Source organism: Thermodesulfobacteriota bacterium (assembly GCA_035559815.1).
GTDB lineage: Bacteria > Desulfobacterota_D > UBA1144 > Nemesobacterales > CSP1-2 > DATMAT01.
This window is the reverse complement of record DATMAT010000038.1, coordinates 43,187-59,295: the sequence shown is the minus strand read 5'-3', so window position 1 is coordinate 59,295 and position 16,109 is coordinate 43,187. Positions and strand designations below refer to the sequence as shown.

The window sequence follows — 16,109 nt, the reverse complement described above, 5'->3', positions numbered from 1 at the left end:
AGCCCAAGGGCGATGCCTCCATGAGGCGGCGCTCCGAACTCTAGAGCCTCTAGCAAAAATCCAAATTTCTTCTTTGCCTCCTCCGGCTCTAACCCGATTTTGTCGAATAGTTTCTTTTGTATATCGCTCCTATGTATTCTGATGCTTCCTCCGCCGACCTCCACTCCATTCAGCACTATGTCATAAGCCCTGGCTCTTACCTTTTCCGGAGCCGTATCAAAAATCTCCAGGTCTTCCTCCTTGGGTGAGGTGAATGGATGGTGCATAGCCACGTAGCGTTTTTCAGTTTCGTCGAAATCAAGAAGCGGAAAGTCAACAACCCAGAGAAAGGCGAATTTGCTATGGTCGATCATGTTGAACCTTTCACCGAGACGAAGCCTCAGGTTAGAGAGCACCAGGTTGACGATGTAACCGGAGTCGGCGCCGAAAAATATGATGTCCCCGTCCTCTATATTTAGGGTTCTTTTTAATTCCTCTTTCTCCTTGTCGCTTAAAAATTTGGTTACTGGCGATTGCCATTCGCCGTCTGAGATCCTTATCCAAGCCAGTCCTTTAGCCCCCAGGGTTTTTGCAAATTCCACCAGGTCATCTATCTCCTTCCTGGAGAGCTCCCCACCCTTGCCCTTCAGGTTTAGTGCCTTAACGATTCCCCCTTTTTTTATAGCATCGCTGAACACCTTGAAACCCGATTCCCGGAATGTCCCGGTGATATCCGAAAGCTCAAGGCCAAACCGTATATCCGGCTTATCGTTTCCGTATCTGAGCATGGCCTCGTCGTATCTCATCCGGGGAAAGGGAGTGGGGATATCCGTACCCTTTGCCGCCCTGAATATGGCTTTGAGCATCCCTTCTACTATCTCCATAACATCCTCTTCCTTAGCAAACGACATCTCTAAATCGATCTGGGTAAACTCAGGCTGGCGGTCTGCTCTAAGGTCCTCGTCGCGAAAACAACGGACGATCTGGTAGTACCGGTCAAATCCGGAGATCATGAGCGTTTGTTTCAGGAGCTGGGGCGACTGGGGAAGGGCGTAAAACTCACCCGGATTCAGCCTGCTCGGGACTAAAAAGTCTCTGGCCCCCTCCGGTGTGGACCTGGTCAGGTAAGGCGTTTCCAGTTCGATAAAGCCCTGAGAGTTCAAATAGATTCTGGTGGCGCTGGCTATTTCATGCCGTAGAATAAGATTCTCTTTCATCTCCGGTCTTCTCAGGTCTAGAAAACGGTATTTCATCCTCAATAGTTCGTCCACATTTATTTTGTTCTCGATAGGGAAGGGGAGCACGTTCGATGTATTGAGAATCTTGATCTCATTAACGATGATTTCAATCTCACCGGTCTTAATGTTTGGGTTAAGCGTTTCCGGAGGGCGCTTTGCCACGTTGCCACTGACCGCAATTACCCATTCGTCTTTCAATAGCTCCGCCTTGGCATGTGAGTCTTTGCTCGTCTGGGGATTGAAAACTGCCTGGACGATTCCTTCCCGGTCTCTTAAGTCCACAAATATTAATCCCCCGTGGTCCCTCTTTGATTGAACCCAGCCCATGATGATTACTTCGCGGTTCAGGTCTTTAATTCCCAGGCTTCCGCAGTAGTCCGTTCTTTTCCAATCTCCCAAGAGCTCGAGCATCAAGGCGACTCCTTATCCTTATGTATAAGATTGCCTAAAATCTTAACCATTGCTGCGAATTTGGCAAGAATGCGGTTGAATTATAGCCATAACGTGTTTGGTATAGGAAGTAGGGAGTAAGGGTGGAAAGATAGTGAAGCAGGGATAATACTCTCCATATTTAAGAACACTCCATTCACCTTAAGGCTTTTACATTTGCCTGTTTTTCTGTTTTCGAATTATACTTAGTCTGCTCTTTATTATTGAGAACGATGTAGGAACAGGACACGGCGTGTTCCTACAATCGTCCTGAGTAAAATGAACGAATCAAGGAGGAGGGAAAAATGTCTAAGTTATTATTGGCGGTTTTATTTTTGCTTGCCGGTTGTGCCGGGGGGAGTTATTCGACGGATTCAACTAAGGGAGAAGGCGGTCAATTTGACCCGGCTACCTGCAATAACATCCCCTTGAGCATCGAGGAGTACCAGGCACTCGGCTCAGGGGGGAAAATACCACTCATAAAGTGCTCGGATTTGGAAAGATGCGCTTCTATTTCCGGACAAACCCCGCCGGATATTCCCTGTGAGTAGAATTAACTTGAGAAATCCTTGTGGTTTATCATAGGGTTAACTCGATAATGTTGGTGCGAGCACGTTCGTTCACTGTAAACCACGCGAAGCAAATCTATTTAGATTCCTCACCAGCTCCCTCACAGGAGTTTATCCTGAGCGATGGTCCCCCGGTTAAACCGGGGGAAGGATTCGGGACAAGGTTCGGAATGACACAAGCGGTTTTGCGACATAGAAAACACAAAGAATGTAAGCATAAGTTATTTCTTTCAACGCTGTCATTCTGAATCGAAGATGAAGGATCTAGATAGTATTAGATGCTTCGCTTCGCTCAGCATGACAATGTAAGCCGCTCGTGGGTTCCGTCATATAAGAAGGGCTCCAGAGTGACATTTATAAAAGTGAAATCATTCTACTAGACACAACTTGCTAAGGCGTTGTCCGTTTGATTAAATCCCGGGCTATTACAATTTGTATGAAATGAAAAAAGGAATATTAGTGTTAGAAAACCAAGTATTGATTTTCGGGAAAAACCAACTACATCACCTCTTTCGCGCTACTAAAGGTTTGTGGCGTGCTTCTCAGCGCTTCTTCCAGGGCGCGGTCGCGCTGGTAAATATCGTCGCGGAATTCCACAGTCCCGTCATCATCAACCCATGCCGTAAAGTAGAGTAGATATACCGGGATCGGTTCCGGCAGACGGACGCTCTGAGTGGTGCCTTTGTTGATAGCTTTGCGTATTTTCTCCGGCGTCCAGCTCGGGTCGGAGCTCAAGACATACTCGGCTAGCTCATAAGGCTTTTCGATCCTTATGCAGCCGTGGCTAAGATTGCGCTCCACCCTGTTGAATAGATATTTTTGTGACGTGTCATGAAGATAAACGTGATAAGGATTTGGGAACATGAACTTGATTCGGCCAAGCGGGTTGCCCGGCCCGGGCTCCTGCCTGAGCCTGTATCTAAAATTCTGCTCGGTGACCTTAGACCAGTCTATTGTCGACGGGTCTATCGCCTGAGCATTGGGGCTCCAGCTTGTTAAAACCTTGATATTATCCTTGGAGAAATATTCCGGGTCTTTTTTTATCTTGGGCAGTTTCTCCTCAGCGAATATGGTTTTCGGGATATTCCAATATGGATTTAGCACCAGGTAGGTCATGTCTGCGTTGAAGACCGGGGTATTCCAGTATGGCTTGCCCACTACCACTCGCATTCTCAGCACTGTTCGGTTGTACTCGACCACGTAGAGTTCGTAATTAGCGATATTAACCAGGATGTACCGCCTGCCCAGGTTTTGAGGAATCCAGCGCCAGCGCTCCATGTTTAGCTCTATTTGATTTATGCGTTTTTGAACCGGCACGTTCAGAGCGGCCAGGGTAGAGGGGCCAACGACGCCGTCTGGCTTGAGTCCGTGGCGTCTTTGAAATCGGCGCACAGCTTCTGCCAAATTGTTGTCGAATAAATCTGAGTGTTCGCCCTGCTGATATTCTTCGCTCAAATCCCCGGAGGCAGTAAGGCGGGCACGTAAAGCTAACACTCTATCTCCTCTATGGCCTTTCTCCATCTTTGAGCCTTCGGGAACCATAGGCCAGCCGCCTCTTTCGGCGATCTGTTGATATTGGGCCAGAGCATCTTTCAGTCTTGAATATACCGGGTTCTCCGGAAGGAGCCTTTTCAAGTTTTCTTCAATCTGGTTTGTTTCTACAGCACTTCTTAAGACGTCGGTTAGATCCATTTCTCGGTGTCTTATCATCCAGGCGGTGTCGACGACCTCCGGATGGATGCGGCCGTTGAGAAGGTGTGAGCTGTATTTGAGTAGAGCATCGGTCAAGAGTAGATCTGCCTTGGAAAGACCGTAGGGGCTTAGGGGCTCTCCGTAGGTTTGATAGTTGGAAGCGGTGACCACCTCGTCCTGATGAATCTCGCTCAGCGCTACATTGATCTCGGGCAAGTGGTAGTCAGCCGGGTTTAATCCCTCTTTACTGGCATCGCTGATTATGGTGACGAAAGCATCGGCCTGGGGCAAAAGGCCGTTATCATCGCTCCAGACCGGACGGTAATTATTGCGCTCATAGAAGCGGGGCAGCATGGTAGATGCGTATATGAATTTGCCGCCAAAGCTTATCCGGGGAGGGGTACCCGCATCTTTAATTTCTCTCTGGATAAGCTTACGCACCTGCTCTGATGTCGTTTCTCTGGATACATCGGCAGCGGGCTCTAGGATTTCCTCGTTCTTCACGGCGCAGCCGGAGAAAAGGGCAAGGATGGCCGGAATGAGGACGGTAAATTTTAATAATCTATTTCTTATGCTCTGGGTTCTCAATTTTTATGGCCTTGGATTCGAAATGGGTTTGCTCAAATGAGTAATGAAAATATATCATTTCTAATATAACCTATCAACCTGAAAGCAGTATTCTTCTACGAGCTCTTTTTCCATTGGGAGAGTTCCCCAAATCTCAAGGGTCGTCGGGAGAACTGCCCATATTTATACAAATCTGATGAAGGGAGCAATAAAAATACCGGAGAAATTCTACTAAACTCCAGCCGCTTTCGTTGGGATAATGGTTCCCAAAACTATTGTCACTGCCATATATAAAGAGTATATGCCGAAATCGAATAGTCGATTCGTTGATCAGGTATAATTTATCTCTTAAAAGATGAACAAGAGCCATACTAGTCAATGCAGGTGGCAAATAAAAAGGGACTAGAAAGAGCATTAGAAGTTGGTTTTGTTCTTCTCCGGAAGAATAATTTGTTCAGGAGGTTGAACCATGAATACGATTAAAACCGTAGTGCTACTGGCTCTACTCTCCGCAATTCTTATTTGGGCGGGTGGAGCGATTGGCGGGAAAAACGGCGCCCTTATCGCATTGGTGATTGCCGGGGTGATGAATTTCATAAGCTACTGGTGGAGCGACAAGATCGTCCTGGCGATGTATAGGGGCGTGGAAGTCAAACCCGAAGATGAGCCCAGGCTTTATGGTGCCGTGCAGGAGTTGGCCCAGAATGCCGGTCTTCCCATGCCCAAGGTTTATATTCTCCCTCAGGACGCTCCTAACGCTTTCGCCACTGGTAGAAATCCGAGCCACGCGGCGGTGGCCGTGACCCAGGGGATTATGAGACTACTGAGCCCGGAAGAGTTAAGAGGTGTGCTGGCCCACGAGCTTGCGCACATAAAGCATAGAGACATACTGATTGGAACCGTTGCTGCTACAATCGCCGGCGCTATCAGCTATCTTGCCTACATGGCCCAGTGGGCGGCTATATTCGGCGGGGGAAGAGATGATAGAGGCAGGGGCAATGTCCTGATGCTTCTGGTAATGATGATTGTTGCGCCGCTTGCCGCAATGATCATTCGCATGGCTATTTCACGCGCCCGGGAGTATTCTGCAGACGAGGGCGGGGCCAAGATTTGCGGAAATCCGCTTTACCTTGCCAATGCTCTCAGGAAGCTCGGCCAGGTATCGGGCAGGATTCCCCTCCGGGTGAATGAGCAGACAGCCGATGCCACCGCCCATATGTTCATAGTAAATCCGCTTAGTGGCGGCGGGCTTGCTTCTCTTTTCAGCACACATCCACCCATTGAGGAGAGAATCGCCAGGCTCGAGGCCATGGCTATGGGGAGGTGATTATTAACCGTTTATTCATCACTGGTTAACGGTTTCTTAATCTTGATATAGTATCAAATTTCACAGGTTTGGTTACATTGTCGGTAACAAGTGGAAATCAGAACAGGGATGAAATTTCTCTCCAATTTTGCATTAGCCTGAAAGGGAGGAATGGAGAATAAAAAAGGTTTGACCGAGACCTTAAAACGGCTTTCCCCCGTAACCGGAATAATCGCTTTATTGGTCCTTTCCTATTTTGTCTCATGGAAAGAGGTTTTCGCCAGATTCAAAGAGGTAGACCTTCTCTATCTTGCGCCGTCCATACTGTTCAATACTGCTTTTATAGTATTCGAGGCAATAAGATTCAGATATATACTGGGGGCCTACCGGCTGGAAAAACTTCTCCGGGTGTTCAGTTTGTCAAGACTGGTGGCTGTAGGAACGATTCATCTGGCCGGGGAGGGGGTGCTTCTTGGCGCTTTCAAACTAAGCGGTTTTTCACTGAAGTCAGCATTATCCGCCATTTTACATCTTAGGTTTCTCGACCTCGGTGTGATATGTCTTGTGGTCGGTATTTACGGAGATACATATTTTTATTTCTCTATCTCTTTAATTGGGTTAACTCTAATTGCAACGATTATCTGGAGGAGAAGGAATTTTGATTCGCTAAGGGAAGTAATCTTAAGCTCTCTGTTTATGTATCTATTCTTCGCCCTTAGTGTTTTGGCTTCGGCTAAGGCGGTGGGGATAGATATAGGTAAAATAGATGTCATTCGCGTCAGTGCGGTGAGCGTTCTTTCTCAGTTTCTTCCGGTAACCCCTATGGGGCTGGGGACGAGGGACCTTAGCTTGATTGCGCTTCTCTCTTCTTTCGGTGTCTCTAAAGAGAAAGCCCTCGTATTTTCGTGGATAGAATTTATTGCCATATCGGTAATATCGCTTGCCTTAATTTATTTAGTGAGCCTGATTTGGGAAAAATTGAATGATAAAAATAATGCGGTGAATAGAATGAGCTAAAAGCTGGCAGCGTAGAATTTAACTTGTTTTTCTTTACTCGGGGCTTTAATATAAGTTTCATATCAACTTGTCCAAAATAAGATATTTATTCACTGCCAAAACAAAGCAACTCGCAATTGAAAGCAATTATCCCTTCGCTCCTTTCGGGGGAAGCCTGTGCTGGTCTTGACGAAGGGCTCATGGTTCGACTCCGCTCACCATGAAGGCGGGTATAAAACTCGCAGCAGTACCGTGCCCTTCACCTTGAGTCCTTCGGCCTCGCTCAGGATAAACTAGGACGAAGGGTGAGTAAGGGTTAAAAGCATTTCAAAAACTAGGATTAGGATTGCGCTTGCATAGCAAACATAAAGGGGGGTGACCTGATTTTAAAAGGACTTTTTTATCTATCTAAAGGCCTCGTTTTACCAGTTCGAACCTTTGGTTTCTAATTAATTTTAGACAGTAGTGGTTTCATATAGATAATAAGTCTAAGGTGTTGAGATTCTGAAGTCCTCAAAGTATGATAAATAATCGAGAAATAACCAAGTGCTTCTTCTAGATGCACACTCTATTTGCCATTACTAGTGTTATTTTTTACCAATATAATATTTATAATAATCATACCCCGCTTTAAGAAATCCAATAACTTTGTTGTTTTTTAGTAGAAGCAATTTGTTCTAATATACAAATTAATATTGACCTGAATTGCCCTAATCGATGGAGAGGAACTATGAGTAAGGAAAGCAAGGAAATAATGGACACATCACAAAAATCATCTATGGAGTGGATACTGCGTCCTTTTCAGGAATTTACCGGGCTTGAAGCATCCGCGGGCATATTACTTTTCCTCTGCACCGTCGTGGCGCTGGTCTGGGCTAATTCGCCCTGGTCTGACGGCTATTTCAATCTGTGGCAGACAAAGCTCCAGGTGGGGATTGGGGGCTTTCTTTTGGACAAGCCTCTTATACTTTGGATCAACGATGGATTGATGGCTATGTTCTTTTTTGTCGTTGGACTGGAGATAAAGCGTGAGATACTGGTCGGCGAATTATCTTCGCCGAAACAGGCAGCGCTTCCCATCGCTGCGGCAATTGGCGGTATGGTTACGCCAGCTATTATCTATCTTGTATTCAATGGAGGAAAGGCCGGTGCTTCCGGATGGGGAATCCCGATGGCTACTGACATTGCTTTTGCATTGGGGGCGTTAGCCATTTTAGGCAAGAGGGTGCCGGTATCCCTCAAGATATTTCTGACATCTGTTGCTATTGTGGATGATATAGGAGCGGTTTTGGTCATTGCCTTTTTCTACACTTCTCAAATCTACTGGTCAAATTTGATTGTGGGCGCGGCCTTTTTGGCAGCCCTTCTGGCAACCAATCGCGCTGGAGTTCGCAATCCACTCGTATACGCTGCCCTGGGTATAGGGGGGCTCTGGCTTGCGTTCCTCATGTCCGGAGTACACGCGACCATAGCCGGAGTGCTTGCAGCAATGACCATTCCGGCTAGGGCCAGAATCGGTAAAGAGGAATTTCTGGAAAGAGGCCGTAACCTACTCGATGAATTCAAAGACGTCGGTGGAGGCGGGAGCATCCTTACCAGCAAGCAGCAACACGAAGTTGTGGAGGCTATAGAATCAGCCAGCAAGTTAGCTCAAACGCCACTACAAAGATTGGAACATGCTTTACATCCATGGGTAATATTTGGAGTCATGCCCGTTTTTGCGCTTGCCAATGCCGGGGTTAATTTGGGCGGGGGTCTCGCCGCATTGTTCACAAATCCGGTAGCACTGGGCATATTGTTTGGGCTGGTTCTCGGCAAACAGGTTGGAGTTACGCTCTTTTCCTGGTTTGCCGTGCGGATAGGCATAGCCACCTTACCTAGCGGTGTTAGTTGGTTGAAAATCTATGGAGTGGGTTGGCTGGCCGGAATCGGTTTTACTATGTCTCTCTTCATAGCTGGTCTGGCCTTTGAGGACGATGAAATTCTCTCGGTAGCTAAACTAGGAATTCTGACCGCATCGCTCATCGCTGGGGTCGGAGGATGGGTGATTCTTAGAAATACCGGCAAAGAGAATAAACGGCCCCCTGGTCTTGTTGAAAATTAAAGTTTAACAATGGGGCTTGATTATTTAAGGTAATATCTGGTTATAGGGTTTATGAACGCTAACAATGCCAATTTAGTAGTAATGTAGGAATAGAATTGACTAAAAGTGTCGAGCCAAATAAATTATGAAGTCATTTTTCTAGGAACGAAACCTCTCATTAAGCGCGTAAGTAATAGCTGTGCTTCACTATTTATCTCGACTAGGAAAAGTTCATAGGTTTAAACAAAGTCACCTTTTAAATGAGTCATTTAGTTGATAAAACAACCAGATGCTGAAATTCTCAGCCATGGGGGTAGGGCAGGCCGTACTTTTTACGATGATTTTGCATCTCCTTTTTTTGGTGGGTTTTTATGCAGAGGTCGGATAGCGGCTTAGCGCTGCAGATAAGGACGTATCCCTCCTTTTCATCCTCGGGGTAGAAGCGAACAGCCTCGGATTGATCCACCTTACCCCTCAACAACCTCGACGCGCAGGTCAAGCAAAAACCCTGTAGGCACATAGAGGGAATATCATAACCCGCCTCGTATGCGGCATCCAGAATATATTCATCTTCCCGAACCTCTAGGTGCGCTGTTCCTTCCGGTGTATGTAGCTTTACTTGGTAGGTCTTCATTAATATACAAAGATAGGCGGTGTCTTCCAACCCCGCCTATCTTTGCTGATGATTTCGATCATGGATTATAAAAACCGCGGTTCTTGCTGTAAGGAGCCTCGCCCGGTTCTCCTCGTCGGAAATGACCGGAGGGGCGAATGACCCCATCTCTTTCTTTGCTTAACAGTTCTATAAACCAGGCTTCATGCTCGACTTCTTCCTGGAGGATTCTGGATGCCATATCATAGGTACGCGGGTCTTTGCCGAAGGTAAGGTCACATACCTCGCTCCACGTTCTTATGGCGCATCTTTCTGCTTCGAGAAGAACTTCTAAAATGTTTGCGGGAGAAGGATTTTTGGGCAAATAGGCATCAGCACATGACGCTCTATCGGCAAAAGCCCTTATATCGGTAGGCAAGCCTCCGCCGAGCTCGTAAATCCTGGGGGTAATAAGCTCAAAATGGGCCCTGTCTTCGAGACGGGCGTCCTCGCATATCTCCTTATAGTCTTCGTGGCCGGCCAGGTACATACGCAGTATGGTGTAATAATAGTATGTGGTAAACTCGGCGCCGGCCGCATCGATTAGTTTTTCTCTTAATTCCTTGACGTCCACTCCGCGGGCTTCGAGTTGTTCGACCCCAACACGCTGGGTCACGTCACCCGGTTTAACCTTTCCTTTCATGTGCTTTTTCTCTTTGGTTGCCATAAGCTTAGTCCTCCCTTTTGGTCTTATTTAATGATACGCTATTATATCCTGATTGCAATTTGATATCAAATAATAGGATATTTTAGATGTATATAGATATTATATAAGTAGTAAATTTATCTATGGATGGTATATTTAGTTAAAAAAATCATGATCGGTGGTAATTTTTATCTAGCATGAACGACCAGGACCGGCTTCAAAAATTAATTAATCTATCACGGGAGAGAGGGCTCAAGCTCACCCCCCAGCGCATGGTGATTTTTCGCATACTTTCCAGGGCGGACCAACACTTAACAGTTGACGAGGTATATCAAAAAGCAAAAGAGGAGCATCCAATGCTTTCCGCGGCGACTGTCTACCGAAATATGGAACAGATGGTTAAAACCGGTTTACTCTCCTATTTGGGACGGAGCGGAAACGCGATGAGATATGATACCAATCTTGATGAACATCATCATTTTGTATGTGACGGTTGTGGAAAAGTTGACGATGTTTATCTGAAAAAGGTTAACTATGAATTGGATGTGGAGAGATCGCCGCTAGCCGAGGTTAGGATAGACGCTGCGGAGCTTTACCTACACGGTGTCTGCAAGGATTGCCTGAAAGGTTCGTAGCTGGTCAAAGCTTAACTGACATTTGTTTTATCCTTTCCGAAATTACTAGGGTAGAAGTTAAGATTAATGACTCTCCATTAAAAAATATAACCAAAGTTATATTTTTCCGTGAACCCCAACCTTTTATACAGAAAAAATTAAGTCTTGAGTATATACGGTTGGCTATATACTTAATGAAGTTTAGAAAGAGGAGTTGACTTCGATTAGCAAAGCCAGGATTCCTTCCAAAAGTTCCTTCGCTTCTCGCGTGTTAATTGAATCGACTTTTGTAAGATTTTTTTTCGGTTCTTTAGGTAATAGAAAACTTGTTGGAAGTCGATTTTCTACGCGTCGACTGAATTTAGTCTTTTTTAGAGAGTCATACACTTTCTTATTTTTTCATTTTTTGACGATATGGTCGGAGTTTATGTCAGGAAAGTACTAAACATAGGTATGTGGAAATTACCATACGTACTATGAGAGGAGGATATACATCATGCGGGCATTCCATATGATGATCTGTTCTAGGATTATGAATTGTGTTCGGGAGAATGCTAAGAACTGGAGTAATGGGCTCAACGCATCGGGCTTTCTCACGAACAGGTCCAGAAGCAGAGCTTTACTAAGCATGTTGCTTGCCATTTTTTTACTAGTGATGGTCAATAGCAAATCTGTGCGCGCACAAACGTTTGAATTTAGTGTGCCCATAGAGCAGCCGGTTCTAACGAGTATAGTAGATGTAGTGCTTGACGATGATGGAAATATTTATGGGGTTCAAAGATTTATAAGCCAGATAGTCAAAATGGACTCATCCGGTGAAGAGATTATGAGGATTGGTAGTTTCGGTACGGTAGACGGCGAATTTACGAGGCCCTTCAGTGTGGCAATCGATGGGACGGGGAACATGTATGTAGCAGATACCGGGAATCATCGCATACAGAAGTTTGATTCCAGCGGTAATTTAGTATTCTCATTTGGGGGTTTAGGTTCAGAGGACGGTCAGTTCAATGAACCGGTCGGTATAGCTTTAGACGATTCTGGCAACATATATGTGGCGGACACGACTAACAACCGTATACAAAAGTTTGATTCAAGCGGTAATTTTCTATTCAAGTTCGGAGCACTTGGATCCGGGGACGGCCAGCTTAATTCCCCGAGGGGAATCGCGGTGGACACTGCAGGTAACGTTTACGTTGCTGATAAGAATAATAACCGAATCCAGAAATTTGATTCTAGCGGTAACTTTCTTCTTAAGTTTGGAACACCTGGAGCAGGAAACGGACAGTTCAATTCTCCGATGGATGTAACCCTGGATAGTGGGGGCAACATTTATGTAGCGGACACGGGAAATAACCGAATCCAGAAATTTAATTCTAACGGTAATTTCGTTCTCAAGTTTGGAAGTTTCGGCTTGGTCAATGGCCGCCTTAATGGGCCAACCGGTGTAGCAGTGGATAGCGGAGGCAATATCCTTGTAGCGGATACAAAAAATAACCGTATACAAAAATTTAGTTCGAGCGGTAACTTCATACTCAAGCTTGGCACCTTCGGTAAGGGGAATACTTTGTTTAGATTTCCATCTTCATCATCTGTAGATAGCACAAATAGCGTTTACGTTGTGGATACAAACAATCATCGCATACAGAAGTTTGATTCGTCTGGCAATTTTCTCCTCAAGTTTGGCACTCTTGGCACTGCTAGTGGTCATTTTAATAAGCCGTCCGGTATGGCGTTGGACAATACAGGAAATATCTACGTGGCAGACACAGAAAATCACCGCATACAAAAGTTTGATTCAAGCGGTGGCTTCATGCTTACATTTGGCGGTTTAGGCTCGGGAAATGGGCAATTTGACTCTCCCAATGCAGTTGCGGTGGACGATGGAGGCAACATCTACGTGGCGGACACGGATAATCATCGCGTACAGAAGTTTGATTCGAGCGGTAACTTTCTGTTAAAGTTTGGCACTTTCGGAGGTGCCGCGGGGCGATTTCGCTTTCCTAGTGGTTTAGCGGTGGATTACGAAGGCAACATATATGTAGCGGACACCAACAACCATCGTATCCAGAAATTCGACTCTAACGGCAACTTCCTGCTTCAGTTTGGTACTAGCGGCACGGGTGACGGTCAGTTTAATACCCCGCGTGGGATAGCGGTTGACTATGAGGGCAATATCTACGTCGCAGATACCTTGAACAATCGCATACAGAAATTTGACTCAAACGGCAATTTTCTGCTCAAATTCGGGACTATAGGAGCTGGTGATGGAGAATTCTTTGAACCGCGGGGGATATCGGTGAATGACTCGGGAAATATTTACGTGGCCGACACCGATAACCATCGAGTTCAGGTCTTGTTCATACCGCCTGTTGATACGGATGAAGACGGAGTGCCGGATTCAATGGACAATTGTCCTGACGACCCTAACTCAGGCCAGGCCGACCTGGACGGGGATGGTCAGGGCGATGTGTGCGACGAAGATGATGATAACGATACCGTTTTAGATGTGGATGATAATTGCCCCACGATAGCAAATCCACTGCAGGAGGATATCGACAACGATGGCATCGGTAATGTATGTGACCCGGATTTTGATACGGATAGCGATGGGGTTCCCGATGTAGACGATAACTGTCCTGAAACTCCCAACTCCGGGCAGGAGGATGCCGACAATGACGATATAGGGGATGTCTGTGATGACTGTCCTAATGATGCATCGAATGATATAGACACGGACGGAGTTTGTGGCGACGTGGACAACTGCCCGACTACTGCCAATCCCGGACAGGTGGATACCGACGGTGACGGTATAGGCGATGCCTGCGACCCCACCAATGCCAAGTGCATGGGCTTGCCGGTGACCATTCCGGGCACTTCCGGTAACGACGTGATCAACGGAACAGAAGGGCCCGATGTGATTCATGGCTTTGCCGGTAGGGATACGATAAACGGTCTTGGCGGGGACGACGTAATCTGTGGTGGCCGCGGTGACGACACTATAGATGGTGGAAGCGGAAATGATACGATACTAGGGCAGCTGGGCAGGGACAACCTTAACGGTGGAGATAACGATGACACTCTAAAGGGTGGTAAAAAGGATGATGATTTGGATGGAGGTCCGGGTAATGATACCTGCGACGGGGGACCCCATAAAAATGCTGATACGGCGGCAAACTGCGAGACCATCACCAAAGTACCCTGAAAAAACATAGAAGACTAATAAGATCTAAGCTGGGTTATCGGCAATCGCCGGTAACCCAGCTCCTTAATTCGATTTTAAACCTCACAACCCAATTAATCAGTCTAGACCGGATTTGACCAATTCCATAAGGTCATTCTTTTACGAGGATTTATGTCACACTCTTTGAGAAACTTTAATCCTTAATTATCATCTTAATAGGGAAATTAATGGAAGGAGTATGAAATGTCGGCTAAAACCTTTGTCTACTTTTTCTCATTTCTAATCCTGCTCTTCATGCAAACCTCGGTGCATGCGGAGACCAAGCTGGAGAAAGCAACCTTTGCCGGGGGATGTTTTTGGTGCATGGAGCCGCCTTTTGAGAAGCTGGATGGGGTGATTGAGGTTATTTCGGGCTATACCGGCGGGCATAAGGAAAACCCAAAATATGAAGAGGTCTCTGCCGGAGGAACGGGCCATGTCGAGGCCGTTCAAATCGTTTACGACCCTTCTAAAATAACCTATTCGGACCTGCTCGATGTTTTCTGGAGGCAAATAGACCCGACCGACCCGAACGGCCAATTTGTGGATAGGGGCTCGCAGTATAGAAGTGTAATCTTTTATCATGATGATGAACAAAAACTATTGGCGGAGCAATCAAAACAGGCCTTAGGTAAATCAGAAAGGTATAATAAACCGATCGTAACGGAGATAGTCGAAGCATCGGTTTTTTATAAAGCGGAAGACTATCATCAGGATTATTACAAGAAGAACCCTATAAGATATAGGTATTATAGATATTATTCGGGACGAGATCAGTACCTAAAAAAAATATGGGGGGATAAAATGGAAACCACATCAAAAAGTAGCAAAAAGAAGTACAGCAAGCCTTCAAAAGACGAGCTAAAGAAGAAATTAACACCGCTACAGTACCAGGTCACGCAGGAAGAGGGTACGGAGAGGCCTTTCAGCAATGAGTATTGGAATAACAAAAAGGAAGGAATCTACGTGGACATTGTCTCCGGCGAACCCCTTTTCAGCTCGTTGGATAAATATGATTCGGGAACGGGCTGGCCAAGCTTCACCCAGCCGCTCGAGCCGGAAAATGTCGTAGAGAGAGAGGACAGAAGCTTATTCATGACAAGAACAGAGGTGAGAAGCAGGCACGCCGATTCCCATTTAGGACACGTTTTCGACGACGGGCCTGAGCCTACCGGGCTTCGTTATTGCATAAACTCCGCCTCTCTTCGCTTTATTCCCAAAGAGGACCTGGAGAAGGAGGGCTACGGGGAGTACAAGAAGCTTTTTGAGAAATAGGAATTTTCTATGTGTGTATTTAAATGCAACAGGGCAAGAATTATCTGAAAATGTCATAATTATAGATCTTATTATGATGTCCGATGAACTGAAACTCTGCCTGATTTGATCCAACAAACTTGAACACAATTCGCTAATGAATGTCCAGACGAAAACCCGGACATCATGCTTAGGTGGATGCAACTTTTCTGTCCTGAGGATCGGATTGAAGGGATTTTGTTTAAAAAGGTCCGTTTTCTTAGCTGCTTTAAGCTGAATCTTTCTAGGTAGCTTTTGAAACAGCCGATCAAAAGTTTTCGTAGTTGAAATCTCAATCATTCATTTTTTCGGGATTAGTTCGTGAAGTGACTTCCGTCTGGTGACCCGGCCTGTGCGATGGTCTTTCTCTGATTCATCTAATAAATCTAAGAACTCCTGGCGATAAAGCCCTGCTGCATCACAAAGGGTCTCCAGGGTATCTCGGCTGATTTTAAGGTATATATAGTCGGCATCTTGCTTCGTTTTCTTAGCTAAGACTTTTGCTCTCATGATACATTTATATTAGGACTAGCACTTTTATTTGTCAAACCGAATCCGACTGAACATTGAGTGTGTCATTCTGAGCACATTCACTTCATTCAGTGCAGGCTGAGCGAAGAATCTCTATTCTGTTTGGATGCTTCCCAGAGTTTACACTAGGTTTATCGAAATTGCTTAGGACGAGCTATGAGTATGGTGAAGGATTCAGCGTAGCCTATAGATACATATTAGTCGGATTTGGTACCAGTATTCGGCAGTCTCAGCCATAACTGAAATCGTATCGGTTATACAGTTTATAAAGTAGTCAAAATGCAGAAACCTTTT

The 16,109-nt window shown here is 45.8% G+C and carries 12 protein-coding genes; 7 read left to right on the top strand and 5 right to left on the bottom strand.

The window, feature by feature from the left end; genetic code table 11:
- Nucleotides 1-1,628: aspartate--tRNA ligase (gene aspS / locus VNN20_10945; GenBank protein ID HWP92698.1), on the bottom strand; the 1,628-nt coding region annotated here is incomplete at its 3' end.
- A 323-nt stretch (nt 1,629-1,951) separates the two neighbouring features.
- Here aspS and VNN20_10940 point away from each other — a divergent pair.
- Nucleotides 1,952-2,197 (top strand): hypothetical protein, encoded by a 246-nt coding sequence (locus VNN20_10940; GenBank protein ID HWP92697.1) that lies wholly within the window; start codon nt 1,952-1,954, stop codon nt 2,195-2,197.
- A gap of 516 nt (nt 2,198-2,713) precedes the next feature.
- Here the strand turns inward: VNN20_10940 and VNN20_10935 are convergent.
- A complete protein-coding gene (locus VNN20_10935) occupies nt 2,714-4,495 on the bottom strand; it encodes a L,D-transpeptidase family protein (GenBank protein HWP92696.1) in 1,782 nt (593 codons plus the stop codon).
- 448 nt (nt 4,496-4,943) lie between these two features.
- Between VNN20_10935 and htpX the strand changes: the two genes are divergently transcribed.
- The 3 genes from htpX (at nt 4,944) to nhaA (ending at nt 8,880) form a co-directional block, all read left to right on the top strand.
- Nucleotides 4,944-5,801 (top strand): zinc metalloprotease HtpX, encoded by an 858-nt coding sequence (htpX, locus tag VNN20_10930; GenBank protein HWP92695.1) that lies wholly within the window; start codon nt 4,944-4,946, stop codon nt 5,799-5,801.
- Between the two features lie 150 nt (nt 5,802-5,951).
- Nucleotides 5,952-6,797, top strand: coding sequence for a lysylphosphatidylglycerol synthase domain-containing protein (locus VNN20_10925; protein HWP92694.1), 846 nt, complete (start codon nt 5,952-5,954; stop codon nt 6,795-6,797).
- A 709-nt stretch (nt 6,798-7,506) separates the two neighbouring features.
- Entirely contained in the window at nt 7,507-8,880 is a 1,374-nt protein-coding gene (gene nhaA, locus VNN20_10920; GenBank protein ID HWP92693.1) for a Na+/H+ antiporter NhaA, read from the top strand.
- A gap of 280 nt (nt 8,881-9,160) precedes the next feature.
- Here the strand turns inward: nhaA and VNN20_10915 are convergent, their stop codons facing one another.
- Together VNN20_10915 and dps are read right to left on the bottom strand one after the other, a co-directional pair.
- The gene (locus VNN20_10915) at nt 9,161-9,493 is read right to left on the bottom strand and encodes a 2Fe-2S iron-sulfur cluster-binding protein (protein ID HWP92692.1); all 333 of its coding nucleotides are present in this window, start codon (nt 9,491-9,493) and stop codon (nt 9,161-9,163) included.
- A 58-nt stretch (nt 9,494-9,551) separates the two neighbouring features.
- Complete coding sequence (gene dps / locus VNN20_10910) at nt 9,552-10,178, bottom strand: DNA protection during starvation protein (protein ID HWP92691.1); 627 nt, start codon at nt 10,176-10,178, stop codon at nt 9,552-9,554.
- A 176-nt stretch (nt 10,179-10,354) separates the two neighbouring features.
- Here dps and VNN20_10905 point away from each other — a divergent pair, with 176 nt between their 5' ends.
- The 3 genes from VNN20_10905 (at nt 10,355) to msrB (ending at nt 15,266) form a co-directional block, all read left to right on the top strand.
- Nucleotides 10,355-10,792: a Fur family transcriptional regulator gene (locus VNN20_10905; protein HWP92690.1), complete on the top strand. Its 438-nt coding sequence runs from the start codon at nt 10,355-10,357 to the stop codon at nt 10,790-10,792.
- Nucleotides 10,793-11,267: 475 nt separating this feature from the next.
- Nucleotides 11,268-13,973, top strand: a complete 2,706-nt coding sequence (locus VNN20_10900; protein HWP92689.1) for an SMP-30/gluconolactonase/LRE family protein — start codon at nt 11,268-11,270, stop codon at nt 13,971-13,973.
- A gap of 273 nt (nt 13,974-14,246) precedes the next feature.
- Nucleotides 14,247-15,266, top strand: coding sequence for a peptide-methionine (R)-S-oxide reductase MsrB (gene msrB, locus VNN20_10895; GenBank protein HWP92688.1), 1,020 nt, complete (start codon nt 14,247-14,249; stop codon nt 15,264-15,266).
- 318 nt (nt 15,267-15,584) lie between these two features.
- Here the strand turns inward: msrB and VNN20_10890 are convergent, their stop codons facing one another.
- The gene (locus VNN20_10890) at nt 15,585-15,794 is read right to left on the bottom strand and encodes a hypothetical protein (GenBank protein ID HWP92687.1); all 210 of its coding nucleotides are present in this window, start codon (nt 15,792-15,794) and stop codon (nt 15,585-15,587) included.
- Nucleotides 15,795-16,109: the final 315 nt, after the last annotated feature.